19 protein-coding genes are annotated in these 26,737 nt (G+C 66.7%); 10 read left to right on the top strand and 9 right to left on the bottom strand.

The genetic code is table 11. The annotated features are described in order from the left end of the window. Positions 1–38 precede the first annotated feature (38 nt). Together ACMHYJ_RS14740 and ACMHYJ_RS14735 are read left to right on the top strand one after the other, a co-directional pair. Positions 39–1,421: an ATP-binding protein gene (locus tag ACMHYJ_RS14740; protein ID WP_414246944.1), complete on the top strand. Its 1,383-nt coding sequence runs from the start codon at positions 39–41 to the stop codon at positions 1,419–1,421. Between the two features lie 52 nt (positions 1,422–1,473). Further along, on the top strand, positions 1,474–2,022 hold the full coding sequence (locus ACMHYJ_RS14735; RefSeq protein ID WP_414246943.1) for a peroxiredoxin: 549 nt from the start codon (positions 1,474–1,476) through the stop codon (positions 2,020–2,022). A gap of 75 nt (positions 2,023–2,097) precedes the next feature. On the opposite strand, the gene ispF is transcribed toward ACMHYJ_RS14735, so the two are convergent. From ispF to ACMHYJ_RS14700, 7 genes are all read right to left on the bottom strand, one after another. Beyond that, on the bottom strand, positions 2,098–2,589 hold the full coding sequence (gene ispF, locus ACMHYJ_RS14730; RefSeq protein WP_414246942.1) for a 2-C-methyl-D-erythritol 2,4-cyclodiphosphate synthase: 492 nt from the start codon (positions 2,587–2,589) through the stop codon (positions 2,098–2,100). Further along, on the bottom strand, positions 2,586–3,389 hold the full coding sequence (locus ACMHYJ_RS14725) for an IspD/TarI family cytidylyltransferase (protein WP_414246941.1): 804 nt from the start codon (positions 3,387–3,389) through the stop codon (positions 2,586–2,588). Before ACMHYJ_RS14725 ends, ispF begins: the two co-directional genes overlap by 4 nt. A gap of 140 nt (positions 3,390–3,529) precedes the next feature. Beyond that, the gene (gene glk, locus ACMHYJ_RS14720) at positions 3,530–5,359 is read right to left on the bottom strand and encodes a glucokinase (protein WP_414246940.1); all 1,830 of its coding nucleotides are present in this window, start codon (positions 5,357–5,359) and stop codon (positions 3,530–3,532) included. After that, positions 5,356–6,459 carry an ABC transporter ATP-binding protein gene (locus ACMHYJ_RS14715; protein WP_414246939.1) on the bottom strand — a complete coding sequence of 368 codons (1,104 nt, stop codon included), beginning with the start codon at positions 6,457–6,459 and terminating at the stop codon, positions 5,356–5,358. The genes glk and ACMHYJ_RS14715 overlap by 4 nt, the downstream gene beginning before the upstream one ends. Before the next feature lie 25 nt (positions 6,460–6,484). Beyond that, entirely contained in the window at positions 6,485–7,375 is an 891-nt protein-coding gene (locus ACMHYJ_RS14710; protein ID WP_414246938.1) for a carbohydrate ABC transporter permease, read from the bottom strand. Further along, the gene (locus ACMHYJ_RS14705) at positions 7,368–8,219 is read right to left on the bottom strand and encodes a carbohydrate ABC transporter permease (RefSeq protein ID WP_414246963.1); all 852 of its coding nucleotides are present in this window, start codon (positions 8,217–8,219) and stop codon (positions 7,368–7,370) included. Before ACMHYJ_RS14705 ends, ACMHYJ_RS14710 begins: the two co-directional genes overlap by 8 nt. A gap of 98 nt (positions 8,220–8,317) precedes the next feature. After that, positions 8,318–9,574: an ABC transporter substrate-binding protein gene (locus ACMHYJ_RS14700; protein ID WP_414246937.1), complete on the bottom strand. Its 1,257-nt coding sequence runs from the start codon at positions 9,572–9,574 to the stop codon at positions 8,318–8,320. Positions 9,575–9,772: 198 nt separating this feature from the next. Here ACMHYJ_RS14700 and zwf point away from each other — a divergent pair, with 198 nt between their 5' ends. Genes zwf through ACMHYJ_RS14685 form a run of 3 tightly spaced genes read left to right on the top strand, consistent with a single transcriptional unit; the run spans position 9,773 to position 12,917 of the window. Then, the gene (zwf, locus tag ACMHYJ_RS14695) at positions 9,773–11,230 is read left to right on the top strand and encodes a glucose-6-phosphate dehydrogenase (protein ID WP_414246936.1); all 1,458 of its coding nucleotides are present in this window, start codon (positions 9,773–9,775) and stop codon (positions 11,228–11,230) included. Then, positions 11,227–12,231 carry a glucokinase gene (locus ACMHYJ_RS14690; RefSeq protein WP_414246935.1) on the top strand — a complete coding sequence of 335 codons (1,005 nt, stop codon included), beginning with the start codon at positions 11,227–11,229 and terminating at the stop codon, positions 12,229–12,231. The genes zwf and ACMHYJ_RS14690 overlap by 4 nt, the downstream gene beginning before the upstream one ends. After that, entirely contained in the window at positions 12,228–12,917 is a 690-nt protein-coding gene (locus tag ACMHYJ_RS14685; protein ID WP_414246934.1) for a 6-phosphogluconolactonase, read from the top strand. The genes ACMHYJ_RS14690 and ACMHYJ_RS14685 overlap by 4 nt, the downstream gene beginning before the upstream one ends. Before the next feature lie 53 nt (positions 12,918–12,970). On the opposite strand, the gene edd is transcribed toward ACMHYJ_RS14685, so the two are convergent. After that, the gene (gene edd, locus ACMHYJ_RS14680; protein ID WP_414246933.1) at positions 12,971–14,791 is read right to left on the bottom strand and encodes a phosphogluconate dehydratase; all 1,821 of its coding nucleotides are present in this window, start codon (positions 14,789–14,791) and stop codon (positions 12,971–12,973) included. Between the two features lie 188 nt (positions 14,792–14,979). Here edd and eda point away from each other — a divergent pair, with 188 nt between their 5' ends. The 3 genes from eda (at position 14,980) to ACMHYJ_RS14665 (ending at position 18,653) form a co-directional block, all read left to right on the top strand. Next, positions 14,980–15,621 (top strand): bifunctional 4-hydroxy-2-oxoglutarate aldolase/2-dehydro-3-deoxy-phosphogluconate aldolase, encoded by a 642-nt coding sequence (gene eda / locus ACMHYJ_RS14675; RefSeq protein WP_414246932.1) that lies wholly within the window; start codon positions 14,980–14,982, stop codon positions 15,619–15,621. Then, on the top strand, positions 15,618–16,463 hold the full coding sequence (locus ACMHYJ_RS14670; protein WP_414246931.1) for an SIS domain-containing protein: 846 nt from the start codon (positions 15,618–15,620) through the stop codon (positions 16,461–16,463). Before eda ends, ACMHYJ_RS14670 begins: the two co-directional genes overlap by 4 nt. 174 nt (positions 16,464–16,637) lie before the next feature. Continuing rightward, positions 16,638–18,653: an autotransporter outer membrane beta-barrel domain-containing protein gene (locus tag ACMHYJ_RS14665; protein ID WP_414246930.1), complete on the top strand. Its 2,016-nt coding sequence runs from the start codon at positions 16,638–16,640 to the stop codon at positions 18,651–18,653. 99 nt (positions 18,654–18,752) lie between these two features. Here the strand turns inward: ACMHYJ_RS14665 and ACMHYJ_RS14660 are convergent, their stop codons facing one another. Then, positions 18,753–20,063: a carbohydrate porin gene (locus ACMHYJ_RS14660; RefSeq protein ID WP_414246929.1), complete on the bottom strand. Its 1,311-nt coding sequence runs from the start codon at positions 20,061–20,063 to the stop codon at positions 18,753–18,755. 455 nt (positions 20,064–20,518) lie between these two features. On the opposite strand from ACMHYJ_RS14660, the gene mfd reads away from it, so the two are divergent. Both mfd and ACMHYJ_RS14650 read left to right on the top strand, forming a co-directional pair. After that, positions 20,519–24,019 (top strand): transcription-repair coupling factor, encoded by a 3,501-nt coding sequence (mfd, locus tag ACMHYJ_RS14655; protein WP_414246928.1) that lies wholly within the window; start codon positions 20,519–20,521, stop codon positions 24,017–24,019. 186 nt (positions 24,020–24,205) lie between these two features. After that, a complete protein-coding gene (locus ACMHYJ_RS14650; protein ID WP_414246927.1) occupies positions 24,206–26,470 on the top strand; it encodes a TonB-dependent receptor in 2,265 nt (754 codons plus the stop codon). Positions 26,471–26,737 lie beyond the last annotated feature (267 nt).

Here is a 26,737-nt window from a genome sequence, read left to right as displayed (position 1 = left end):
ACACTATGCCGCGGGGGCCGCCCCTGCGGTTCGCCGCCATGCTTCCTAAACGATTCCGGCATGCCATCTTGCCGCGCCTGCGCCTGGGCCTGTTCACCCGTTCCTTCCTGCTGATCGCCAGCCTCATGCTGGTCAGCCTGGGGGCGTGGCTGCAGATTTTTTTCGATATCGAAGAAGGGCCGCGCGCCATGCAGCTGGCCCAGCGCATTTCCACAACCGTCAGCATCACCCGGTCGGCGCTGGTCTACGCGCCCAAGAAAGTGCGCCCGGCCCTGCTGTTGGACCTGGCCACCCAGGAAAGCCTGAGAGTGCAGCCCCGCGAAAACACGGACGTCCTGGAACCCCTGCCGCATACCGTGTACTGGGAAAATGTCTCGACCGAAGTCCGCAATCGCCTGGGCTCCCAGGCCATCATGCTGTGGGCCGTCAACCAGGTGCCCGGCATCTGGGTCAGCTTCCATATCGACGACAGGCAATACTGGCTGGTCTTCGACCGCGACCAACTGCGCCTGACCTCGGGCCGCGAATGGCTGGGCTGGATTGCGGCCTCTCTGATGCTGGCCCTGCTGGGGGCCGCCATCAGCGCGCGCTTCATCAATTATCCCTTGTCCCAGCTGGCCAAAGTCGCTCAACAGCTGGCGCGCGGCGAAACACCCACGCCGCTGCCGGAAAAAGGCCCCCTCGAAATCCGCGACCTGAACATCGCCTTCAACCGCATGGCCCTGGATCTGCGGCAGAATGAGGCCGACCGCGAAATCATGCTGGCGGGCATTTCCCACGATCTGCGCACCCCGCTGGCGCGCATCCGTCTGGAAATCGAAATGGGCCACCTGAGCGACGAGGCCCGGCAAGCCATCGACGACGACCTGGCCCAGATCAACCACAGCATCGGCCAACTGATGGAATACGCTCGCCCGGCGGGCCTGGTGCCGGAAACCGGCATCGACGTGTCGCGCGTGCTGCAGGATCTGGGCGACCGCGAACGCAATCACACGGAAACCCTGGGCGGCCACCTGCAAATCCACATCGAACCGGGCCTGCAGGCCCGCATCAGCGCCAACGACCTGAAACGCATCGTCAGCAACCTGATTGAAAATGCCCGTCGTTACGGCCGCAGCCCCCAGGACGACCAGGTGCGCATCCACCTGAACGCTTACCAAAGCGGCACCGTCCTGCGCATCGAAGTCCAGGATCAGGGCCCGGGCATCCCGGCCACCGAAACCCAGCGGCTCCTGCGCCCCTTTGCCCGAGGCGACCAAGCCCGCACCGGCGTCAGCGGCGCGGGCCTGGGGCTGTCCATCGTCGAGCGGCTGCTGGGCCAGGTGGGCGGCAAATTCGAGCTGCATTCCCCGCCCGGACACGGCCTGCTGGCACGTATCGAAATCCCCAAGTCCAAGGCGCGATCCGCCGACAAGCCATAGCGTAGAATGTCAGCGTGGCCCTGTCGGCCATCCCCTTATCTCAGGAGCCCCGATGAAAACCATAGGCGACAAACTCGAGGCCTTTCGCGTCACGGGCGTCAAGCCCGGCTTCAGCCAACCCGAGGAAAAAGGCGTTTCGGCCTTCGAAGACATCACAGAATCCTCCTTTCCCGGTAAATGGAAGGTCATTTATTTCTACCCCAAGGACTTCACCCTGGTCTGCCCCACCGAAATCATCGGCTTCAATGCGCTGGCCGATGCCTTCGAAGAACGCGAGGCCATCCTGATGGGCGGGTCCACCGACAATGAATACGTCAAGCTGGCCTGGCGGCGCGAAAGCCCGGAGATCAACAAAATCAGCCATTACCAGTTCGGCGACACCAACGGGGCGCTGATCGACCAGCTGGGCATCCGCGAAAAATCCGAGGGCGTGGCCTTGCGCGCCACTTTCATCATCGACCCCGACAACATCATCCAGCATGTGTCGGTCAACCCCGCCAACGTGGGCCGCAGCCCCGAAGAAACCCTGCGCGTGCTGGATGCCCTGCTGACCGAGCAGCCCTGCGCCTGCAACCGGGCCATCGGCGGCGCAACGCTGTAAAACCGCCCCGTCCGGCGGGGCGCGCATGCACGGCCCCGCGGGACGACGCGACATGCGCGGCGGCAGTCGCGCCCTTCAGCACGCCGCCAGCAGCGCCACGGCGCTGGCGGCAATGCCTTCCCCACGCCCCAGGTAGCCCAGGCCCTCATTGGTCTTGGCCTTGATATTGACCTGCGCCGCCTCGACCGCCAGGTCTTGCGCCAGGCAGGCCGCCATGGCGGACGCATGCGGGCCGATTTTCGGGGCCTGGGCATGCACCGTGGCATCCACATTGACGACCCGCCAGCCCGCCGCCCGGGCCAGCCGCACGGCTTCGCGCAGGAACAGCCGGCTGTCGGCCCCCGCCCACCGGGGATCGCGGTCGGAAAAATGCCGGCCGATGTCCCCCAGGCCGGCGGCCCCCAGCACGGCGTCGGTGACGGCGTGCAACAGCACGTCGGCATCCGAATGGCCGGCCAGGCCGCGATCATACGGGATGCGCACCCCGCCGATGATCAGGGGACGGCCCGGCACCAGCGCGTGCAGGTCGTGGCCCTGGCCAATACGAAAGGGAAAATCGGTCGTCATGCGTCGGTATCCTTGGTCGCCCCCGGCGGGGCATGCCGCAGCCAGGTTTCGAACCAGTCGAAATCCTCGGGCCAGGTGAGTTTGTCGTTTTGGCGGCTGCCCCGCACCAGCAGGGGCGCGCGCCCGCCAGAAAGTTCCAGCGCCGAAGCCTCGTCGGTGACGCGTTCATCGCCCGCGCAGGCCCGCAGCGCGTGCAACAGCTCGGCGGCGGGAAACATCTGCGGCGTCTGCGCCAGCCACAGACGATCACGCGCCAGGGTTCGGTCGACCGCCACGCACCCGTTGGCCGCGCCGCCGGTATCCGGCACCTCGGCCAGCTTCACGGTATCGGCCACGGGCATCGCCAGCAGACCGCCCCGGCCCTGCCGCCAACAGAGATCGATCAGGGTGGACAAGGCCCGCACAGGCAGCCCCGGCCGGGCGGCATCGTGCACCAGCACCCAGGCATCCGGCGGCAAGGCCGCATCGGCCAGGGCGGCCTGCACGGTGGCGGCCCGCGTGGGGCCGCCGCAGGGCCGCCAGACCGTGCGCGGCAGGCCCGCCAGGGCGGCCTCGACCCAGGGGTCGCGGGGGGCCACCGCCACCCGAACCTGGTCGATGCGCGGCTCGGCCAGCAAGGCGCGCACCGTGCGGCGCAGCATGGCCTGGCCGCCCAGCAGCGCGTATTGTTTCGGCACCCCCGGGCCACGGGCCGCCCGCGCGCCCAGCCCGGCGGCGGGCACCAAAGCGACCAGGCGGGGCGCCGCGACGGGATCCCCGCCCGCCGAAGGAAAAGCGCCTCCATCCAAAGGCCGTGCCATCCCGCATCTCCCAGACATGAAACAAGCCAAGCACCCTGTCCGCCGGGCAGGATGCTTGGCATCAGAAAGCCATTTTCAAAACGCTATTTTATGCGAACACCCCAGGGGCGGTCACCCTGCGGACGCCGGACAGCACACGACTACTCGGGCGCGGCGCCCGCCTCCGGCGCCGCCGGGGCCGGCCGACGCCCCGCCATGGCGGCCCCCAACGCCATGACATCCAGCATCAGCAGCTGCAAAATGCGCGACACCATGGACGATTGCACCGCGTCCTGCGCCACGGCATCCACGGCCAGGCAGACATCCGCGCCTTGCGCCAGCGGCGAATCGGCCCGGGTGATGGCCACCACGGCGGCCCCGCCCTGGCGGGCCGCCGTGGTGGCGTCCAACAAGGCGGACTGGGCGCCGCTGTGCGACACCGCGACCACCACATCCTGCGGCCCCAGCGTCCGCGCGGCGGCCTGCTCCATCCGCGCGCCGGCATAGATGGCCGTCGGAATCCCCTGGCGCAGGAACTTGTCCTGCCCGTCCAGGCACACGCCGCCGGCCTCGTCCGCGCTGAAGATTTCCACCCGATGCGCGGCCCGCAGCAGGCGGATCGCCTGGGCGACGGCCTGGGCGTCCACGGTATCGCGCAGGCGCAAAATCGCCGATGCCGTGTTGTCCAGCACTTTGGCGGACAGGTCGGGCGTGCGGTCGCCCGCCTTGACCTGGCTGTGCTGCAAGGGGATGGAGCTGCTCAGGCCCGACGCCAGCTTCCGCTTGAAATCCAGCAGCCCGGGAAAGCCCAGGGCGCGGCAGAACCGGATGACGGTGGGCTGGCTGACCTGGGCGTTGCGGGCGATGGCGGCGATCGGATCCTGCACGAAGCCGTGCGGCTGCGACAACAGCAGCCTGGCGACCCGCTGGCTGGCGGGACTCATGCCCGGCAGCGCGCTGCGCACCCGATCCAGCAGGACGGCATCGCCATGCAGCATCCGCAGCTGTTGATCCAGGATCGCGGACACGCCTTTCAGGCTGAGATCCTGACTCAGCACAAGATAGGTCGGGATGCGCTTGACGTAGTCGCTGAAGCGCCCCTTGTCCTCGAACCGCGCCCGAAAAGGCGATTGGGCCAGCTGGCGTCCCAGCTGCGGCACCAGCCCGCCCCCAATATAGATGCCGCCGGAGGCCCCCAGCGTCAGCGCCAGGTCGGCGGCGGCCGAGCCCAGCATGCCGCAGAACGTGTCAACGGCGTCCAGCGCCTGCGCCTGGCCCGCCAGCGCCTGCGCCACGATCTGCGCCGCCGAGGGCGCCGCCCCCCCCGCGGCGCCCGCCAGCACCTGCCAGATCAGCTCCAGGCCCGGCCCGGACAGCAGCCGCTCGGCCGAGACATGGCCAAACCGGGCCCAGGCGTGCCGAAGAATGTCCAGTTCACGCGGATTGCCCGGGGCGAAGCTGACGTGCCCGCCTTCGCTGCCCAGCGTCACCCAGTGGCCGGCGGCGGGGATCAAGCCCGACACCCCCAGCCCCGATCCTGGCCCGATCAGCCCGATCACCCCCGAGCCCGGCTCGCCGCCCGCGCCGATGCGCAAGCGGTCGGCGCGGGCCAGATGCGGCAAAGACATGGCCATCGCCGTGAAATCGTTGACCACCAGCAGAATGTCCAGCCCCAGGGCGCGGCGGGTCGCTTCGATGGAGAAATGCCAGTCGCGGTTCGTCATGCGAACCTCGTCGCCCTGGACGGGATTGGCAATGGCGATCACGGCATGGCGCGGCCGGTCGCCCGGGATGCCGTCCAGGTAGGCGCTGACCACGGCCTGCAGACTGTCGTAGTCCCGGCAATTCAGCGTCGTGGCCTGCGCCAGCTGCCAGGGCGCGGATTCCAGGGCGAAGCGCGCATGCGTCACCCCGATGTCGGCCAGCAGGCGCGGCCCGCCCGGATGCGGCAGGAGCGGATCCGGCAGAAGGGCCTGTTCCGGGACGGTCATGCGACGCGCAGCCCGCTGTCCGCGTCGAAATAAACCGCCTTGGACAAATCAAACTGCAAGGCCATGGCGGCGCCGGGCGACACGGCGTGATCCGGGTGCACCCGGCAGGTGACATCCTGGCCATCGAGCGCCGCCAGCACCAGCGTGTCGGGCCCGGTGGGCTCGGTCAGGACGACGCGCAAGCGGGCGACCGGATGCCGGCTCTCGGTCTGGGCATGGGTGATTTGTTCCGGCCGGATGCCCAACAGCACCGGCTGCCCCAGGCGGGCGGCCAGGCGATCCTGGACGGGTTGGGCCGCCGGCAGCCAATAGTGCGCGCCGTCGGCCGCCAGCCGCACCCCCAGCCGCCCCGCCTGGGCTTCGACCCGGGTATCAATGAAATTCATCGTGGGTGAGCCCATGAATTCTGCAACAAAACGATTGGCGGGATTATCGTAGATATCCTTGGGCGTGCCAAACTGCTGGACTTCGCCCCCTTTCATGACCGCGATCTTGTCCCCCAGGGTCATGGCCTCGACCTGATCGTGCGTGACATAAACGACCGTGGTGCCCATGCGCTGGTGCAGGCGTTTGATTTCCAGCCGCATCTCGATGCGCAGGCGGGCATCGAGATTGGACAAGGGCTCGTCGAACAGGAACAGACTGGGCGCGCGCGCAATGGCCCGCCCCATGGCCACGCGCTGGCGCTGGCCGCCGGACAACTGCGCGGGGCGGCGGTCCAGCAGGTGGTCGATCTGCAGGATGCGCGCCACATCCCGCACGACGCGGTCGCGCTCGGCGCGCGGCACCTTGCGGATTTCCAGGCCGAATGAAATATTCCGGGCCACCGACATGTTCGGGTACAAGGCATAGGATTGGAACATCATGGCGATGTCTCGATCCTTGGGGCCCAGGTCGTTGACCCGCCGTCCGCCGATCAGGATATCCCCCTGGTCGACCGGTTCCAGCCCGGCGATCATGGACAGCAGGGTCGATTTGCCGCACCCCGACGGGCCGACCAGGATCAGGAATTCGCCATCCTGGATATCCAGGTCGATGCCCTTGAGGATTTCGGCGCCATGATAGATTTTTCGCACGTTGCGAACGGATAAGGAACCCACACTGGACCTCTTTGTTGAAACGGGCTCAGCCCTTGACCGCGCCGGCGGTCAGGCCGCGCACAAAATATTTTCCGGCGACGACGTATACCAGCAACGTCGGCAAGGCGGCGAAAATCGCCCCGGCCATGTCGACGTTGTATTCCTTGACCCCGGTGGACGTATTGACCAGGTTGTTCAGCGCCACCATCAAGGGCTGGCGTTCGCCGGAGGAAAACACCACGCCGAACAGGAAATCATTCCACACCTGGGTGAACTGCCAGATGATGCTGACCACGATGATCGGCCCCGACAAGGGCAGGATGATGGCAAAGAAAATCCGCCAGAAACCGGCCCCATCGATGCGGGCCACCTTGACCAACTCGTCGGGGATCGTGACGTAGTAGTTGCGGAAAAACAGCGTGGTAAAGGCGATGCCATACACCACGTGGACGAACACCAGGCCCGTCAGACTGCTGGCAATGCCCAGGGCGCCCAGCGTGCGGGCCATGGGCAGCAGGATGACCTGAAACGGAATGAAGCAGCCGATCAGCAGCAGGCCGAAGAACAGGTTGGCGCCGCGAAACCGCCATTTGGTCAGCACATACCCGTTGAGCGCGCCGATCAGGGTTGAAATCAGGACGGCGGGCACGGCGAACTGCACCGAATTCCAGAAATAGCCCTGCAGGCCCTCGCAGCGCACCCCGGTGCACGCCGACGACCAGGCCTTGAACCAGGGCGCCAGCGTGGGGTCGGACGGCCAGGCCAGCAAATTGCCCGTGCGGATTTCCGCCAGGCTTTTGAACGAGGTCACCACCATCACATACAGCGGCGCCAGGTAATACAGGCAAACCAGGCCCAACAGCCCGTAGATCAGCCACCGCCCCCAACGGGCGGACCAGGTGGCGCGCCGGACGCCAATGCGCGCAGTATCAGCCATGGACGGGCCTCCGCAATTCAGAATAGATCAGCGGGACCAGGATCGCCGCCACAGTGGCCAGCATCATCACCGCGCTGGCGGCGCCCAGGCCGACCTGATTGCGGGTGAAGGCGAAGGCATACATGAACACCGCCGGCAGATCCGTGGCCAGCCCCGGCCCGCCATTGGTCAGCGCGACCACCAGGTCGAAGCTCTTGATGGCGATGTGCATGAGAATCATGATGGAAGAAAAGAACACCGGCCGCAGGCTGGGCAGCACGATGCGCCAGTAGATTACCGGCATCGAGGCCCCATCGACGCGCGCGGCGCGGATGATGGATTCGTCCATGCCGCGCAGCCCGGCCAGGAACAACGCCATGACGAAACCGGAGGACTGCCAGACTGCGGCGATCACCACGGTGTAGATGGCCATGTTCGGATCGACCAGCCAATCGAAGCGAAAAGACGTCCAGCCCCAATCCCGCACCACGTGCTGCAAGCCCAGGTCGGGATTCAGCATCCAGCGCCAGGCGGTCCCCGTGACGATGAACGACAGGGCCATGGGATACATGTAGATCGCGCGGATCGCGCCTTCGGCGCGGATGCGCTGATCCAGCAGCACGGCCAGCGCCAGGCCGACGACCAGGCACAGGACGACGAACAGGCCGCCGAAGACCGCCAGGTTTTTCAGGGCCAGCCACCAGCGGTCATTGGAAAACAGCGCCACATACTGCGCCGGGCCCGCGAACTCGTAGCGCGGCAGCAGCCGCGAGGGCGTCAGCGACAGGACGACAGTCCACAACATGTAGCCGTAGATGAACAGCAGCATGATGACCAGGCTGGGCGACAGCACCAGCCGGGGCATCCAGTGTTCCAGGCCCTGCCCCAGGCGGCCCGGCAGGCGGCGCAGGCCGAGCCGCCCGCCGGACGCGTGCGTCAGCGTTTGTTCCATGGGACGGGCCTTCATTGCACCTGGGCAGCCTGGGCCAGTTGTGCCAGGGCGCGCTCGACCGGCGCGTCAGGCGTGTTGAAAAACTGGGTCACGACATCCTGCATGGCCCCCGCCGTGGCCGCCGGAACGGCCATCTGGTGGGCGATGCTGGGCACCAGCGACCCGGACTGGGCGGCCGCCTGGAAATCCTGCGCCGATTTCCGGGCGCAGGCATCGAAGCTGGCCATGTCCATGTCCGTGCGCACCGGGATGGAACCCTTGGCCAGATTGAAGACTTTCTGGAAAGCCGGACTGAGGACGGCGGAGGCCAGAACCTGCTGCCCCTTCGCCACATCATCGGCATCCTGCTGGAACATGACCAGGCTATCGACATTGAAGGTAAACGCGCCCTGCGACCCGGGGGCCGCGACGCATTCGTAGTCCTTGCCCGGCACCTTGCCGGCCTGGGTGAATTCGCCCTTGGCCCAGTCGCCCATCAGCTGCATGGCCGCCTTGCCGTTGATCACCATCGTGGTGGCCTGGTTCCAGTCGCGATTGGGGGCATCGGGATCGATATCGGCGCGCAATGCGCCAAAGACTTCAAAAGCGCGCTTCATGGTGTCGCTGCGCAAGGCGTCCTGATCCAGATCGACCAGCGCCTGGCGATAGAAATCGGCGCCCCCCACGCCCAGCACCACGGACTCGAACACCGTGAAATCCTGCCAGGGCTGGCCCCCGTGCGCCAAGGGGATATAGCCCGCCGCGCGGATTTTTTCGGCGGCGGCCGGGAATTCGTCCCAGGTTTTGGGGACGGTCGCCCCGGCGGCCTGGAAGACCGCCGGATTCACCCACAGCCAATTGACGCGGTGGACATTGACCGGCACCGCCACATAGTGATGATCGAACTTCATGACATTGGCCACGGCGGCCGGCAGCATGTGATCCCATTTCTCGATCTTGGCGACCGGATCCAGGTTGGCCAGGACGCCTTCCTGGCCCCATTCCTGGATGCTGGGGCCCTTGATCTGCGCGGCGGCGGGCGGATCCCCGGACACGACGCGCGTCTTGAGCACCGTCATGGCGTTTTCGCCGCCCCCGCCGGCGACCGCGAAATCCTTCCAGGTATAGCCCTTGGATTCCATGATGGATTTCAGCTGGGCGGCCGCCTTGGCCTCGCCCCCGGACGTCCACCAATGCAGCACTTCGATATCGGTGGCGCTGGCCGCCGCGCCGCTCATCAACAGACATCCCAACACGGCCACGCGCAAAGCCCGCATCTTGAATTTCATTTGGCTCCTCCAATAAGGAATTTAGTTTGACTACATATTAAGGAATTTTTGCCGGCTTAGAACTCATGGATATCCCTAATAATCTTTATTTTTACCGCTATAGGTGCAAGAATGGCATCTCGATAAAAATGTATTATTACTACATATTCATCACCTGATCTACCTGAACCCACTCCAGAAACCAGCATGGCCTCCTCCATGAGCGACTCTCCCAACACCGATTTCATTCTGTTCGGCGGCACCGGCGACCTGGCCCGGCGCAAGCTGCTGCCCGCATTGATGCGCCTGCATGCCCAAGGGCTGCTGGGGCCGCGCACCCGGATTTTTGCCGTCGCCCACAGCCCCGGGGACGACGCCAGCTACCGGCAGCGCCTGGCCCAGGCGCTGCAACAGGCGGGCCAACTGTCCAGCGACTGGGACGGCTTTGCAAAACGGCTGCACTATGTATCGCTCGACGCGCACCAGCCTGCGGATTTCGCGGCCCTGGCGTCCCGGATGAGCAGCGGCCACGCCCGAGTCTTCTATCTGTCCACGGGCCCGTCCCTGTTCGCGGCCATCTGCAAGGGACTGAGCGCACACGATCTGATCCGCCCCGACAGCCGGATCGCCGTGGAAAAACCCCTGGGCCACGACCTGGCCTCGTCCCGGCAGATCAACGACGAAATCGGCCGGTACTTCCAAGAAAACCAGATCTACCGCGTGGATCACTACCTGGGCAAGGAATCCGTCCAGAACCTGCTGGCGCTGCGTTTCGGCAACGTGCTGCTTGAGCCGCTCTGGCGCCGGGAATGGGTGCGCGACGTTCAGATCACGGTCGCCGAACAAGAAGGCATCGGGACGCGGGGCGGCTTCTACGACAATACCGGGGCGCTGCGCGACATGGTGCAAAGCCACTTGCTGCAGCTGTTGGCCATTCTGGCGATGGAACCGCCGCCCAGCACGCAGGCGGACGCGGTGCGCAATGAAAAGCTCAAGGTTCTGGATGCCCTGGAACCCCTGCGCGGCCCCGATGCGCTGACGCACACCGTGCGCGGCCAATACCTGGGCGGCGCGGATCGGCCGGCCTACCGGGACGAAACCGGCGTCGACGCCGCCAGCACGATCGAGACCTACGTCGCCCTGACCGCCCGGATCAACACCTGGCGCTGGGCCGGCGTCCCGTTTTTCCTGCGGACGGGGAAGCGCCTGAACCAGCGGCTGGCGGAAATCGTGGTCACATTCCGCGACGTGCCGACGTCCATCTTCGACACGCCGGCCGCCGGGCTGCAGGCCAACCGCCTGGTCATCCGCATGCAGCCCCAGGAAACCATGACCCTGCACCTGATGGCCAAGTCGCCCGGCGACGGCATGCGGCTGCACCCCGTCGCCTTGAGCCTGGACTACGCCAAATCCAGCCGCCACCGCCAGCCGGACGCCTACGAGCGCCTGATCGGCGACATCCTGCAGGGCAAGCTGACGCTGTTCGTCCGCCGCGACGAGCAAGAAGCCGCCTGGCGCTGGGTCGAACCCATTCTGCAGGCCTGGACGCAGATCGGCCAGCCCGCCCACCCGTATGCCAGCGGCTCCTGGGGGCCGGCCGCCGCCGAAGCCATGCTGGCGCGCCACGGCCTGTACTGGCATACCGGCCTGGACACTGACACCCTCACGACGACATGATGCACACCGCCCCCCTGACCTCACGCGCCGATTCATATCCCCGCCTGGTCGGCGACATCGGCGGCACCAACGCCCGCTTCGCCATGATCCTGGCGCCAGGCCAGCCGATGGCGGCCGCCCGGACGCTGGCCTGCGCCGACTATCCGGGGCCCGCCGAGGCCATCGCCGCCTATCTGGCCGACGTCCGCCTGCCGGCGCCCCGCTGGTGCGCTTTCGGAATCGCCAACCCTGTCTCCGGCGACCAGATCCGCATGACCAATCACCATTGGCAGTTCTCCATCACGGCCCTGCGCCGGACGCTGGGACTGAACATGCTGCGGGTGGTCAACGATTTCACGGCGCTGGCCATGGCCATCCCGGCCCTGGACGCCGCCGACCTGCGCCAGGTGGGCGGCGGCGCGGCGCAGGCCGGCGCCACGATCGGCCTGGTCGGCCCCGGCACGGGACTGGGGATCTCCGGCCTCATTCCGTGTCAGGAAGGCTACACCCCCTTGGCCGGCGAAGGCGGACACATCACCCTGGCGGCCCACAACCGCGAGGAAAGCGCCCTGATCGACTGGGTGGGCCATACCTACGGGCATGTCTCCGCCGAGCGCCTGATCTCCGGGCAAGGTCTGGAAAACCTGTATCTCGCCCATGCCGCGCTGGCCCGTCAGACGGTGGCGCCCCAGAATGCCGCCTGGATCAGCGAACACGCCCTGCTCGGGGACGATGCGCTGTGCCGCCGGGCGCTCGACAGCCTGTGCGCTTTCCTGGGCACGGTGGCCGCCGACCTCGCCCTGATCCTGGGCGCGCGCGGGGGGATCTACATCGGCGGCGGCATCGTGCCGAAGCTCGGGCGGTACTTCGATCAATCGCCGTTTCGGGCGCGCTTCGAGGACAAAGGCCGGTTTCGGGATTATCTCGGCCAAATCCCGACCCACATCATCCAGGCCCGGCACCCCGCGCTGCTGGGCGCGGCCAGAATCCTGGCGCGCCAGGCACAGGAGGCCGCGACATGACGCCCCCCCTCTGGCACGTGTCGGCCAACGCACAGGATCAGGCCCGGGCCTTGTCGCACGCCATCGCGCGCGACCTGGAAGCCGCCTTGCAGGCGCAGGGCTTCGCCAGCCTGGCGATATCCGGGGGGCGCTCTCCCATCCCACTGTTCCACGCCTTGTCGCACAGCCCGCTGCCCTGGGCCAGAATCACCGTCTTGCTGGTGGATGAGCGCTGCGTCCCGCCAACCGCCCGGGACAGCAACGAAGCCCTGGTGCGCGAACACCTGTTGCGCCATGCCGCCGCCCGGGCCGGCTTTGTCCCCCCCCGGTTGGCCCCGGACCATCCGCCGCCGCCCGCCGACGTCCTGGTGCTGGGCATGGGAACGGACGGCCACACGGCCTCGCTGTTTCCCGACGACCCCCGCCTGGCCCTGGCCCTGGATCCCAGCCAGCCGCCGGGCTACCTGGGCGTCGCCCCGCCCTCGTCTTCTTGGCGCCGGATCACCTTGAACCTGAGCGCGATCAGCCGATCCCGGCGCGTTTACCTGGCGGCCCAGGGGGCCGCCAAGCGGGCGGTGCTGGAAAGCGCCCTGGCGGCGGGCGCCGCCGGCCCGCCGGTGGGGGTGATCCTGGCGGCCACGGCCCCCCGGGCGCAGCTGTACTGGTGCCCCGCGCCCGACGACGTTGCGCCCGCGCCACGCCCCTGAGCGCCGGGCATCTGGCGCGGGGCCGCCGGGCAAGACGCCCGGCGCTCAGGCCATCAAGAAGCCCACTGGAAGAAACAGGCGCCCTGCTCGGCCCCCACCGCGTGGGCACGCGCCACACTGAACAGCTCCCGGCCGATGCCCCAGGACGCCGCCTGCCGGTCGGCCTGGGCAGGCGCACGATCCAGCCAAGCCGGATCCCCCACGATATCCAACACGCCGGCGCGCGCATCCAGGCGCACCAGGTCGCCATCCCGAACCCGGGCCAGCGGCCCGCCCGCGCCCGCCTCGGGCGACACATGGATGGCGGCCGGCACCTTGCCCGACGCCCCCGACATGCGGCCATCGGTCACCAGCGCGACCCGATAGCCCTTGCCCTGCAGAACCGACAGCGCCGGCGTGAGCTTGTGCAGCTCCGGCATGCCGTTGACCTGCGGCCCCTGGAAACGCACGATGGCGACAAAGTCTGTTTCCAGCTCGCCGCGCTGGAACGCCGCCAGCAGATCGGCCTGGTCGTCGAACACGCGCGCCGGCGCCTCGATGATCTGGTGTTCCGGGGCCACGGCAGACGACTTGATCACGGCCCGGCCCAGGTTGCCGCGCAGCAGCTTCAACCCACCATCCGCGCTGAACGGCTTGTCCGGCCCGCGCAGAACCGCCGTATCGCCGGATGCCCGGGGCCCGTCTTCCCAGGCCAATTGGCGCTCGCGCAGCACCGGGGCGCGCTCGTATGCCGCCAGCCCGCGCCCCATGATCGTAACTACGTCCTCGTGCAGCAGACCCGCCCGGCGCAGGCCGCGGATCAGGAAAGCCATGCCGCCCGCCGCGTGGAATTGGTTGACGTCCGCCGCGCCATTAGGATACACCCGCGCCAGCAACGGCACGACGTCCGAGAGATCGGAAAAATCATCCCAGTTGATCTGGATGCCGGCGGCACGCGCCACCGCCACCAAGTGCATGGTGTGGTTGGTGGAGCCGCCGGTGGCCAGCAAGCCCACAATGCCATTGACGATGGTGCGCTCGCTGATGATTTCCGCAATCGGGGTGTAGCGATCCCCCCCGGCCGCCAGGCCCAGGGCGTGACGCGCCGCGTGCCGGGTCAGGGCCTCGCGCAAGGCGGTGCCGGGCGGCACGAACGACGCCCCCGGCAGATGCAGCCCCATGATTTCCATCAGCATCTGATTGGAATTGGCCGTGCCGTAGAACGTGCACGTGCCGGGCGCATGATAGGCCTGCAGCTCGGATTCCAGCAAAGCGGCGCGATCGACTTCGCCCTTGGCGTAGCGCTGGCGCACCTTGGCCTTGGCGTCGTTGGAAATCCCCGTCGGCATGGGGCCCGCCGGGATGAACACCACCGGCAAGTGGCCGAACGTCAGGGCGCCGATCAACAGCCCCGGCACGATCTTGTCGCACACCCCCAGGCACACCGCGGCGTCGAACATCTGGTGACTGAGCGCAATCGCCGTAGACATGGCGATGACATCCCGTGAAAACAGGCTGAGTTCCATGCCTGCCTGGCCCTGGGTAATGCCATCGCACATGGCCGGCACGCCGCCGGCGAACTGGGCGCTGCCGCCGGCCCCGAAGGCGGCCTGCTTGATCCAATCCGGGTAGCGCCCCAACGGCTGGTGGGCCGACAGCATGTCGTTGTAAGCGGACACAATAGCCAGGTTGGGGCGCTCGGTCGTCGTCAGGCGGGATTTACTGTCCACCGGCTCCGCCGCCACGGCGTGCGCCAGATTGGTACAGCCCAGGATGCTGCGCTGCGCGCGCTGGCCATAGGCGCTGCGCGTGCGCGCCAGGTAGAGATCGCGGGTGACGCGGCTGCGCTGGACGATGCGGTCGGTGACGGCCTGGACAACGGGATGGGGAATCACGGTGGTCTCCTGAAAAGAACGGGTGTCCAGTATAGACGATTATCTAGTTAAATTACATTTATTGAGATAAAAATAGAAGTTCCACATTGAAATGTAATTTCACAACAATCATCGCCTGGATTCGGTAGAATGGCGGCACATCCCCGGCGTCCCGACCGGGCCCGCTGAAATCAACCGCGCCATACACGATGAACGCTCAGGAACTCCTTGCACACAGCCCGGTCATGCCGGTTATCGTCGTCCACGACACCGCCACCGCGGTGGAGCTCGCCCGGACCCTCGTCGCCGGCGGCATCCGGTCGCTGGAAATCACCCTCCGCTCCCCCGCCGCGCTGGACGCCATCCGCGCCATCGGGGATCAGGTGCCCGACGCCCTGGTCGGGGTGGGCACCGTCCGCACGCCCCAGCAACTGGACAGCGCCTTGCAGGCGGGGGCCCGCTTCGGCGTCAGTCCCGGGCTGACAGCGGCCCTGGCCCAGGCGGCCCGCCAGTCCGGCATCCCCTTTCTGCCCGGCGTCGCCACGGTTTCCGAAGCCATGCAGGCTGCGGAATGGGGCTTTGCCGTGCAGAAACTTTTCCCGGCCGAGGCCATCGGCGGCGTGCCCCTGCTGCAAGCCTGGCGCGGCCCCTTGCCCGACCTGGCCTTCTGCCCCACCGGCGGCATCCATGCGGGCAATGCGGCCGACTATCTGGCGCTGCCCAACGTCGGCTGCGTCGGAGGATCCTGGCTGACGCCGGCGGCGGCCCTGGCCGCGCGCGACTGGGACGCCATCGCCCAACTGGCCCGGCAGGCGTGCCGGCTGGCGCAACAGGACACCCGCACCCCATGAGCCCCCTCCTGCCCGAACTGCGCCGCCGCCTGCCGCAACTCAGCCGCGCCGCCGCCCGCGTCGCCCGCCTGGTCATCGACCGGCCCGGCGCGGCCTCGCGCATGGCAATCGGCGACGTCGCCCAGGCCGCCGGGGTCAGCGAACCCACAGTCATCCGCCTGTGCCGCACACTGGGCTACGCGGGCTGGCCCGATTTCAAAGTCCAGCTGGCGGCCAGCCAGATCAGCGGCATGCCCTACGTGCACTCGGCGCTGCAAGCCGGCGACGGGGTGCCCGCCCTGACAGGCAAAGTATTCGACAACGCGGTGTCCGCCCTGCTGCGCGTGCGCAACAACCTGGATCCCGATCAGGTCGAGGCCGCCATCGCGCGCCTGGCGGCGGCCCGGCGCATCGAATTCTACGGGATCGGCAACTCCGGCATCGTCGCGGCGGACGCCCAGCACAAATTCTTCCGCTTCGACCTGGCCGTCGTGGCCTACGCCGACAGCCACACCCAAAGCATGGCGGCATCGCTGCTGGGCCCGCGCGACGCCCTGGTGGCGATCTCGCACTCCGGGCGCTCCCGCGAGCTTCTGGACGCCGTCGCCCTGGCCCGCGACAACGGCTGCCCGCTCATCGCCATCACGGCGTCGGGCTCGCCGCTGGCCGCGCTGGCCACGATCCTGCTGCGCGCCGACACGCAAGAAGACACCGAACTCTACAGTCCCATGATTTCGCGCCTGGCGCATCTGGCCATCATCGACGTGCTGGCGCTGGGGGTTGCCCTGCGCCGTGGCGACCAGGCCAGCCAAGTGCTGGCCAAAACCAAGCACAGCCTGAAAAACAAGCGGCAGCCGGGCTGAGGCGGCGCCCGGCCCGCGCCCCCCGGCCGCCCGCAAACCGAGGGTTCCGGGCGCCTTTGCCCAATTGACAAACAAACGTTTGTTTTACAAAATGCAAAGACCCAGAACAGGACACCGCCCCGAGCGCCGCACCCGGCCTCGGCAGACGGTATCCATGCCCATCGAGGAGACTCCATGAAACACCCCGCACTGGCGACCTTGGCGCTGTCCGTCGCCCTGGCATTGCCCCCTGCCGCACAGGCCTACAGCAATCTTTACTTTTTTGGCGACAGCCTGTCGGACGTCGGCGCCTTCGGCGGCCTGGGCGGCCTGCCGTCCAATGCCCGCTGGACCACCAACAACGACAATAACTGGACAAACATCCTGGCTGGCCGCTTCGGCTTTGCGGCCAGCCCGAACAACCCGGCCAACCCCCACATTGCCGCCAACGGCAACAACTACGCCCAAGGCGGCGCACAGGCCAATCCCGCCGGCCAGGCGCAACAACCGACCGACCCCAGCGGCATGCCCACCGGCGACGCCATGGCCGTCACCAACCTGCAAGGACAGCTGGGCACCTACCTGGCGCAACACGCCCGGGCCGACGCCAATGCCCTGTATGCCCTCTGGATCGGAGGCAACGACGTCATCGCCGCCGCGGGCCAGGGGGCGGGCGCGACCGACTACCTGATGGCATCGGCCGCCAGCACGGTCGGCACCGTCGGCGCCCTGAAAAACGCGGGGGCGCGCACGATCCTGCTGCCGAATCTGCCGGATGTCGGCGCCGCGCCCCTGGCCGTTTTCGCCGCCATCCAGGCCGCCGTCCCGCCCGCCGGCATCGCCGCCGCCTGGGGTGCGGCCTGGGCCAGTCTGGCCGCCGCGAACGGCGCCTACGATCCCGCGGCCATCGCCACGGCGCTGGCCGCGGCCGACACCGCCGCCGGCTTGCCGCAGGGCACGCTCTCGGGCGTCTACGCCCAGGTTCGCCCCGGCCTGCAGCAGGCCTCCGCCGGCTACAACCAGCTTGTGGACATCGGCTTGAACTCGGCCGGCCAAAACCACGGCATCATCCGCGCGGACATCAACGGCCTGTTCCGGGAAATCCTGGCGGATCCGGCCGCCTACGGCCTCACCAACGTCGTGGGGGCCGCCTGCCCGATCAGCGCCCTATACTGCAGCGACCCGACCGGCGCCACCGCGGGCTATGTCTTCTCCGACCAGTTGCACCCGACCCCGGGCGCCCATGCGCTGATCGCCGACTACATGACCGGCCTGCTGCAAGCGCCCTACTTTGCCGCCGGGCTGCCCGATGCCGGGCTGGGCAATGCACTGCAGCTGAACGCCAGCCTGAACAGCCGCCTGGCGGCCTTGCGCATGCAAGCGCGCCCGGTCGGCACCGCCAGCCTGTTCGTCCAAGGCGCCTACGGCGATGCGGGCACCGGCCTGTCCGGCGCCCAAGCCCACGGCCAGCTCTACACCCTGGGCATCGACTTCCAGACCACCCGGGATTTCGCCATCGGCCTGGCCGTTTCGCGTCAACTGGGCAAGACCGATCTGGACAGCCGGGGCGCGTCCGGCAGCGTCAAGGACCGCAGCACGCTCTTGAGCGCCTATGCCAGCTACGCGCCCGGCGACCTGTGGCTCGACGGCACGATCCATGCCGGCAGCGGCACCCTGCAGACCCGCCGCCAAGTGGCCCTGGGGCCGCGCACCCTGACCCTGGAAGGCAGCCCGCACCAGCGCCAATATGGCCTGGGGCTGCACGGCGGCTATGACGCGACAGTCGGCCCGCTACGCACCGGCCCCGTCATCGGCTTGGATTACGCGCGCGTCAAGGTCGCCCACTTCACCGAGGACGGGGACAGCAGCAGCCGCATGTTCTTCGCGGATCAAAGGGTCGAGTCCCTGGTCGGGCGTCTGGGATGGCAAGCGCGCCTGGACATCGCGGGCCGCTACACGCCCTACGCCAAGGTCGCATACGCCCATGAGTTCAAGCGGGATGCCCGCACGATCACCAGCGGCGTCGCCGCCACGACGGGCGACTGGACGACGCGCGTGGAAGCCCCCGACAACAGCTGGATGGAATGGACCGCCGGCATCACGGCCAGCCTGAGCAAATCGGTCGCCCTCCAAGGCCAGATCATCGCCACGACGGGACGCAGCGGCGGCAACCAGGCGGCAGGCAATATCGGCCTGGCCGTATCGTTCTAAGCCCAGCCCACTGCCGGCCTCAAGCCTTGCCGCCCGGCGCCGATGCCATCGGCGCCGGGCGTTTTCCTGGCCGGCGAGGCGCCGGGCCAGACGCCGGCGTCAAAAGGCAATGCCGGTCTTCACGCCCACGATGAAGGCATCGTGGTTTTGCGACGTCCCGCCGGGATGCATCACATACTGCAGATTGGGCTGCACATAGACCGACCGCACCGGCGACCAGCGGTAGTACAGTTCGCTGGCGTATTCGTAGCCATCGCCCACAATCGTCTGCCCGCCGGTTCGGGCATCCACCTGGCGCACGTAATCGGCATACCGGCCATTGTTGTGCGTGGCGCCCACGGCAAAGCCAATGGTATCCTGCAGCCGGTCGAACGGCCCCTTGTACTGGACACCCAGCGACCACTGGTGATCCACCCGCGCCGTGGCGCGGTCGGCCTGGGAGAAATTGAAGAACACCGTGGCCCCGCGCCCGCCCGCCGCGCCGGTGACCTGCTGCTGCAGGCTCAGGTACACGCCATACTGGCCATCGTGCGTCCGCGCCGGCTGGCCGGTCTCGCCCATGGGCTGTCCCTGGACATCCTCGTAGAGATCCTTGCCCTGGGAGGTGTTGTACCAGACCCCCACCTTGTAGGCCCCCGGACGCTCGGCGATCCGGGGCAACCAGCCGAATTCCAGCGGCACCAGGGCGCCCGTGGTGCCGCTGGGGTTGTCCAGGCTCAAACCGTGGTGCCGGGCGTAGGAATCATCCACGTATTTGGGGTTCACCTGGTACACGCCGACCTGTCCGTAGACTTCCGGCGTCGGGCTGAATTTGACGCGCGCGCCCCACTGGCTGGTGGGCCAATTCACCCAGTAATCCCCCACCAGATTGCCCGGCTGTGAGCCACAGAAGGTCAGGTTCTGGAAATCGCACGAAAAAGAAAAGAAATCTTCACCCACCGTCACCCGCCCGGCCTTGATGGCCAGACGGTCGTCGAACAGCTTCTGATCCAGCCAGAACTGCGTCAGATGCCAGGTCTGGCCGCGGCCATAGACCTCTTGCAGCAACATGTTGTTCCCGATTTCCGCATCGTCGCCCAGATTGCGGCCATTGCGATCCGTGACGGTCAACTGGAAGCTGGCGCCTTTCCAGCCCCACAGCGTGTCCAGATCCACCGTCGTCCCGATGACCCACTGATCGGTGTAGCGGGTCAACCGCCGCGTGCCGCCGGAAAAATTGTGCGCCGCCTCGCCGCCGTAGCCGAAATTGAACGTCACCCCCTTCTCCGCCAACTGGGTTCGCAGCCCGCCCCAGTCGCCCAGTAGATAAGGGCTGTCGCCGATGCCGTCGGCCTGCGCGCCTGTCGCGCAAACCGCCATGATGATCGCCCCCAGCACGGGCGCAATGCAAAACTGCCTTTTACCTGCCATCGCTTGTCTCCTGAATCTTGTGAATGCGCCGCCTGGCCGCCACCGGAAACCGGCGGTCACGCACTGCCGCCTGGCGACGCTGCGCCATTATGTAGCATAACTACAAATAATCAGCCTAGGGTTTTCCATAAGAAAGATAAAGCGACAGACAGAAGAAAGATCGAACGTTTAAGATAAACGATGATGAATATTCATTTTTCTATGATAAAACCAGGCAAAACACACTAAATTACAGTATAAACACAAGATCAATCTGTAAAAATAAATAGATATATTTAAAGTTATCTGGAAATATTTTCACGACTACATCCATTTATGTAGTTAAATTAACATTGCAAACTGTCGTGTAACAGTGCATTGTTCAACAGAGCACAGCGCTGAAAACCCACCTCGGCCGCGTCCGGCTGTCGCGCATCCAGGCTCGAATCTTTATACTGTGGGCCGTGAAAACCCCCATGCCCACCGCGTTGCGCAATCCGCCCCCACCCGCCGCCGCCCCCACCCCCTTTTCGCTGCCTTCCCTGGCGCCCGCCCTGGCCGCCCTGCGGCCCGGCCAGCGCTATGCCCAGCCGCGCCCCCCGGGCTCCGGCGATGCCCTGTGGCTGGCGGCCCTGGCGCGCCAATCGGGCCATCCCCTGGCGGCGTTCTGCGCGGATCCCTTGGCCGCCCGGCGGCTGGCCGACGAAATCGCCCTGTTCGACCCCGACCTGCGGGTGCGCTTTCTGCCCGACTGGGAAACCCTGCCCTACGATAGCTTTTCGCCCCACCAGGATTTGATTTCCGAACGGCTGCGCACCTTGCACGCCCTGGGGCAAGGCGTGGTGGATCTCCTGATCGTGCCCGTGACGACCGCCCTGACACGCCTCGCTCCGCCCGAATTCCTGGCGGCCTATACGTTCCAGTTTCGCCAGGGCGACACGCTGGATGAAGCCCGCCTGCGGGCGCAGCTGACCCTGGCCAACTACAGCCACGTCACCCAGGTCGGCGCGCCGGGCGAATTCTGCATCCGCGGCGGCCTGATCGACCTGTTCCCCATGGGCTCGGCCCTGCCCTACCGGCTGGATCTGTTCGACCAGGAAATCGAATCCATCCGCAGCTTCGACATCGACACCCAGCGCAGCCTGTATCCCGTGCGCGAGATCGAGTTGCTGCCGGGGCGCGAGTTTCCCATGGACGAGGCCGCGCGCAACCATTTCCGCGCCCGCTTCCGGGAAATCTTCGAGGGCGACCCTTCACGCGCCCTGCCCTATAAAGACATCGGCAACGGCATCGCCTTCGCCGGCATCGAATACTACCTGCCCCTGTTCTTCGAGCACACCGCCACCCTGTTCGACTACCTGCCGGCCGACACGCTGGCGATCACCCTGGGGGACATTCCCGCCACGATCCGGCAATTCACCGAAGACGCCCACAAGCGCTGGCAATTCCTGAAATCGGACCCGGAGCGTCCCGTCCTGCCCCTGGACGCCCTGTTCCTGGACGACGAGGGTTTTCATGGCCGCTTGCGCGGCCTGCCCCGCCTGGCGCTGGTCAACGACCCGCCGCACCCCGATTTCGCCCCATGCCCGGACGTCGCGGTCAACCGCCGGGCCGAAGATCCGCTGGCCGGGCTGCGTCGCCACCTGGAAACCAGCCCATGCCGCACCGTCGTGTGCGTGGATTCAGCGGGCCGGCGCGAAACCATCGCCGAGCTGATGAGCGACTACCAGCTCCCGACCCCCCGCATGCTGGACACCTGGGACGACTACCTGAACAGCGACGCCCGCTTCGCCCTGGTCGTGGCCCCCCTGACGGGGGGATTCCTGATGCCGGACGCGGGCCTGGCGGTTCTCACCGAAAATGACCTCTATCCCGCCCAGGCGGCGCGCCCCGCCCGCAGCCGCCGGCGGCGCCACGAACAGCACAGCGACATCGACGCCATGGTGCGCGACCTGGCCGAGCTGCACGTGGGCGACCCCGTGATGCATGTGCAGCACGGCATCGGGCGCTACCGGGGCCTGGTCAGCATGGATCTGGGCGACGGCCCCATCGAACTGCTGCACCTGGAATACGCCCGCGAGGCCACGCTGTACGTGCCCGTTTCGCAGCTGCACCTGATCGCCCGCTACAGCGGCGCCGACCCGGATCAGGCGCCGCTGCATCCGCTGGGTTCCGGCCAATGGGAAAAGGCCCGGCGCAAAGCCGCCAAGCAAGCCCGCGACACGGCCGCCGAGCTGCTGGCCCTGTATGCCCGGCGCGCCGCCCGCGAGGGCCTGCACTTCCAGTTCCCGGCGCGCGACTACCAGGCTTTCGCCGAAGGATTCGGCTTCGAGGAAACCCCCGACCAGGCCACCGCCATCGCCGCCGTCATCCAGGACATGACCTCGGGCCACCCCATGGATCGGCTGGTGTGCGGCGACGTGGGCTTCGGCAAGACCGAAGTCGCCTTGCGCGCGGCGTTTCTGGCGGTCATGAACGGCCGCCAGGTGGCGCTGCTGTGCCCCACCACCCTGCTGGCCGAGCAGCACGCGCAGAACTTCGCCACCCGCTTCGCCAATTGGCCGGTGCGCATCGCCGAACTCTCGCGCTTTCGCACCGGCAAGGAAACCGCCAAGGCCATCGCCGGGCTGGCGGACGGCACGGTGGACATCGTCATCGGCACCCATAAAATCCTATCCAAGGATGTGCGCTACAAACAACTGGGCCTGGTGATCATCGACGAAGAACACCGCTTCGGCGTGCGCCAGAAAGAAGCCCTGAAGGCCCTGCGCGCCGAAGTCGACGTGCTGACCCTGACGGCCACCCCCATCCCGCGCACGCTGGGCATGTCGCTGGAAGGCATCCGCGATTTTTCGGTGATCGCCACCGCGCCGCAAAAACGCCTGGCCATCAAGACCTTCGTGCGCCGCGAAGACGGCAGCACCATCCGCGAGGCCATCCTGCGCGAACTCAAGCGCGGCGGCCAGGTGTATTTCCTGCACAACGAGGTCGATACCATCCAGAACCGCCGCGCCCGGCTGGAAGAACTGGTGCCCGAAGCGCGCATCGCCGTGGCGCACGGCCAGATGGGCGAGCGCGAGCTGGAAGACGTGATGAAAAGCTTCTACCAGCAGCGCAGCAACGTGCTGCTGTGCACCACCATCATCGAGACCGGCATCGACATCCCATCGGCCAACACCATCATCATCCACCGCGCCGACAAGCTGGGCCTGGCTCAATTGCACCAGCTGCGCGGCCGCGTGGGCCGTTCGCATCACCAGGCTTACGCCTACCTGCTGACCCCCGGCGAAGACGCCATCACCGCCAATGCCAAAAAGCGCCTGGAAGCCATCCAATCCATGGAAGACCTGGGCGCCGGCTTCTTCCTGGCCATGCACGACCTGGAAATCCGGGGCAGCGGCGAAGTGCTGGGCGAATCCCAGTCCGGCAACATCCAGGAAATCGGCTACACCCTGTACAACGACATGCTGGCGGCGGCCGTGCGCGCCCTGAAGTCCGGCGAGGAACCCGACCTGGACGCGCCCTTCGGTTCGCCCAGCGACATCAATCTGCATGCCCCGGCGCTGCTGCCATCCGACTACTGCGCCGACGTCCAGGCCCGCCTGGGCTTTTACAAGCGCTTGTCGCACACCGCCGACAATGACAGCCTCACGCTGATACAGGAAGAACTGACCGACCGCTACGGCAAGCTGCCCGAAGCCGGCCAGACACTGATTTCCCTGCACCGCCTGCGCCTGCTGGCCGAATCCCTGGGCATCCTCAAAATCGACGCGGGCGACACGCAGGCCGCCATCCAGTTTTCCGCGCAACCCAAGGTCGAGCCCATCCGCGTCATCGAGCTGGTGCAACAAGACCGCCAAGTGCGCCTGAACGGCCCGGATCGCCTGAAGATCAGCTTCGGCGGCAGCGTGGACGTGGCCGGGCGGGTGCAGAAGCTGCGGGGGCTGCTGCAGCGCCTGGGCGGGCGGGCGAACTGAACCCCGGGCGGGGCGGGGCCGCGCCGCCCCGCCAACCCGCCGATTCTCGCACTCGAAAGGTGGCAAATAAAAATTTGTATCAAAGCCTCCTTTATTTCTTCACATTTAAACCGTTTTTCCATAAAATGATAAATATCAATACTAAGAATCATTCTTATTGACATTTGCATAAATATGGAGAACTCTTTGGCTTCGCATCCCTCCGCTTCGCGGACTCTACTCGGCTCATCCCTTGCCCTGGCGCTGGCCGCGCCGGGCGCCTTCCTACCCGCCACCGCCCAAGCGCAGGCCACGAACCAACCCGCCACACTCAGCCCGGTCAAGGTTCAGGGCAACCTGATCGACGACTACAAGGTCGATGAAGCCTCGCAGGAAAAATTCACCGCGCCGCTGCTGGACACCCCGAAATCCGTCCAGATCATTCCCCAAGCCATCATCCAGGACACCAACGCCACATCGCTGGAAGATGTGCTGCGAAACTCTCCGGGGATCACCTTCGGCGCAGGCGAAGGCGGCCAGCCCCTGGCCGACCGCCCCTTCATCCGGGGGGCCTCGTCGGCCAGCAACATCTACGTGGACGGCATCCGCGACGCCGGCGGCCAGACCCGCGAGGTATTCGACCTGGAAAGCGTGGAAGTCATCCGCGGCGCGGATTCCGCGCTGGGCGGACGCGGCACGGGCGGGGGCAGCATCAACCTGACCAGCAAGCATGCCTACCTGGGCAACGGCGCCAGCGCCAGCCTGGGTATCGGCACCGACAAATACCTGCGCGCCACCGCCGACGGCAATTGGCAATTCAGCGACACGTCGGCCTTCCGCCTGAACGTTCTGGGCGCCTCGGGCGATTTCCCCGGCCGCGATGCCGTGGACTACAAGAACTGGGGAGTGGCCCCCACCATTTCCTTCGGCCTGGGCACCCCGACCCGAGTCTCCCTGAGCTACTACCACTACCAGACCAAAGGCATGCCGGACTACGGGGTACCGGTCATTCGCAACACCGCCACCCGGGAATTCCCCTACATGACGGACGACGGCATCCTGGACGTCAGCCGCGACACCTTCTATGGCCTCTACGACCGGGATTACCGCAAGACACAGGCCGACATCGGCACCATCGAAATCGAACACGATTTCACAGACCGCCTGACCCTGCGCAATGCCACCCGTTATGGCGAAACCCTGAACGACTACGTCCTGACCAACCCGGGCGACGGGCAGGTGAAATACGATGCGCCCACCGGGGAATACTGGCTGCTGCGCGGCACCAAGACCCGCTGGCAAAAAAGCACCACCCTGGCCAACGTGACGGAACTCACCGGAAAATTCGACACCGGCAGCCTGAAGCACAGTTTCAATGCCGGGATCGAAATCTCCCGGGAGACCACCAAGAACGCCAGCTACAGCGTCAACACGACCTATGCTTCCGCCTGCCCATCCGTTTTTGCGGGCAAGATGGATTGCACACCGCTGTACCACCCCAATCCCAGCGACCCCTGGGCCGGCAGTTTCACGCGCAGCCCGCTGAGTCTGGATGCAAAATCCACCACCCAGGCGGCCTACTTCTTCGACAGCATCCAGCTGTCCGAACAATTCCTGGTGAACGCCGGCTTGCGCTACGACCGCTACCGCATCTCGGGCAATTCCGTTCCCCGCGGGGCCAGCGCGCCGGTTTCCGACGAAGGCTCATGGGGCATGTTCAACTACCAGCTGGGCCTGGTCTATAAACCCGCGCCAAACGGCAGCATCTACGTCAGCTACGCCACCTCATCCACGCCGCCCAATATGTCGGGCGGCGACCAGGACAGCCTGGGGGTCAGCGGGGCCAACAGCCTGGGCGACCTGAAACCCGAAAAAAGCCAGACCATCGAGCTGGGCACCAAATGGGATCTGCTGGATAATCGCCTGAACCTGACCGCCGCCATCTTCCAGAACGAGCGGCGGGACGCCCAGATCGAAGTCGATCCCGGCGTCTATGCCCAGGCGGGCAAGACGCGGGTGCGCGGCCTGGAATTGGGCATCAACGGCCAGATCACCCCGGACTGGTCCGTCTATGGCGGCTATGCCTACCTGGACAGCGAACTGCTGGCCGGGGCTTACAACAATGTCAATGTGGGCGACCCCCTGACCAACACCCCGAAGCACAGCTTCAGCCTGTGGTCCACCTATAAGGTACTGCCCCCCCTGACCATCGGCGCCGGCGCCTACTACGTGGGCAAGACCTTCGGCGGTTCCGGCCAGGGGACGGCGGGTGGCGGCGCCAATGCCACCTACATGCCGGCCTACTGGCGCTTTGACGCCATGGCGGCCTACCAGGTCAACAAGCACCTCAGCTTCCAGCTCAACGGGCTGAACCTGACCGACAAGTCGTACTACAGCCACAATAACGGCAACCACCACGCCGATTTCGGCCCCGGCCGCCAAGTCATCCTGACCGCCAACCTGAAGTACTGACCTTGCAGGACTGATTCTTTCACAATCCCGGACACGGGTGCCAGGGCTGCGACCCAGCCCCGGCAAAACGCCCCCGCAGCAACTCAGCGCCGCGGGGGCGTTTTTGCGTCGGACGCTTCGGGCGCTTCGGACGCTTCGGACGCTTCGGTGCTTCGGTGCTTCGGTGCTTCGGGTGCGCCGGGCAGCCGCCGGCGTCCCGCCGATGCGGCCATCAGGCCGCACCACGCCTTCCTGAGCATTTCCACACCTTCCCGGGCATTTCCCAGA

Source organism: Castellaniella hirudinis (assembly GCF_047468865.1).
Classification (GTDB): Bacteria; Pseudomonadota; Gammaproteobacteria; order Burkholderiales; family Burkholderiaceae_B; genus Castellaniella; species Castellaniella hirudinis_A.
The sequence above is the reverse complement of the archived record's forward strand: the minus strand, read 5'-3'. Positions and strand labels throughout refer to the sequence as shown.

Excerpts from the sequence above, each read along its gene's own strand:
- ACMHYJ_RS14740 (WP_414246944.1), top strand. The coding sequence starts at position 39 with ATGCTTCCTAAACGATTCCGGCATGCCATCTTGCCGCGCCTGCGCCTG.
- ACMHYJ_RS14735 (WP_414246943.1), top strand. The coding sequence starts at position 1,474 with ATGAAAACCATAGGCGACAAACTCGAGGCCTTTCGCGTCACGGGCGTC.
- ispF (WP_414246942.1), bottom strand. The coding sequence starts at position 2,589 with ATGACGACCGATTTTCCCTTTCGTATTGGCCAGGGCCACGACCTGCAC.
- ACMHYJ_RS14725 (WP_414246941.1), bottom strand. The coding sequence starts at position 3,389 with ATGGCACGGCCTTTGGATGGAGGCGCTTTTCCTTCGGCGGGCGGGGAT.
- glk (WP_414246940.1), bottom strand. The coding sequence starts at position 5,359 with ATGACCGTCCCGGAACAGGCCCTTCTGCCGGATCCGCTCCTGCCGCAT.
- ACMHYJ_RS14710 (WP_414246938.1), bottom strand. The coding sequence starts at position 7,375 with ATGGCTGATACTGCGCGCATTGGCGTCCGGCGCGCCACCTGGTCCGCC.
- ACMHYJ_RS14705 (WP_414246963.1), bottom strand. The coding sequence starts at position 8,219 with ATGCCCCGGCTGGTGCTGTCGCCCAGCCTGGTCATCATGCTGCTGTTC.
- ACMHYJ_RS14700 (WP_414246937.1), bottom strand. The coding sequence starts at position 9,574 with ATGAAATTCAAGATGCGGGCTTTGCGCGTGGCCGTGTTGGGATGTCTG.
- zwf (WP_414246936.1), top strand. The coding sequence starts at position 9,773 with ATGAGCGACTCTCCCAACACCGATTTCATTCTGTTCGGCGGCACCGGC.
- ACMHYJ_RS14690 (WP_414246935.1), top strand. The coding sequence starts at position 11,227 with ATGATGCACACCGCCCCCCTGACCTCACGCGCCGATTCATATCCCCGC.
- ACMHYJ_RS14685 (WP_414246934.1), top strand. The coding sequence starts at position 12,228 with ATGACGCCCCCCCTCTGGCACGTGTCGGCCAACGCACAGGATCAGGCC.
- eda (WP_414246932.1), top strand. The coding sequence starts at position 14,980 with ATGAACGCTCAGGAACTCCTTGCACACAGCCCGGTCATGCCGGTTATC.
- ACMHYJ_RS14670 (WP_414246931.1), top strand. The coding sequence starts at position 15,618 with ATGAGCCCCCTCCTGCCCGAACTGCGCCGCCGCCTGCCGCAACTCAGC.
- ACMHYJ_RS14665 (WP_414246930.1), top strand. The coding sequence starts at position 16,638 with ATGAAACACCCCGCACTGGCGACCTTGGCGCTGTCCGTCGCCCTGGCA.
- ACMHYJ_RS14660 (WP_414246929.1), bottom strand. The coding sequence starts at position 20,063 with ATGGCAGGTAAAAGGCAGTTTTGCATTGCGCCCGTGCTGGGGGCGATC.
- mfd (WP_414246928.1), top strand. The coding sequence starts at position 20,519 with ATGCCCACCGCGTTGCGCAATCCGCCCCCACCCGCCGCCGCCCCCACC.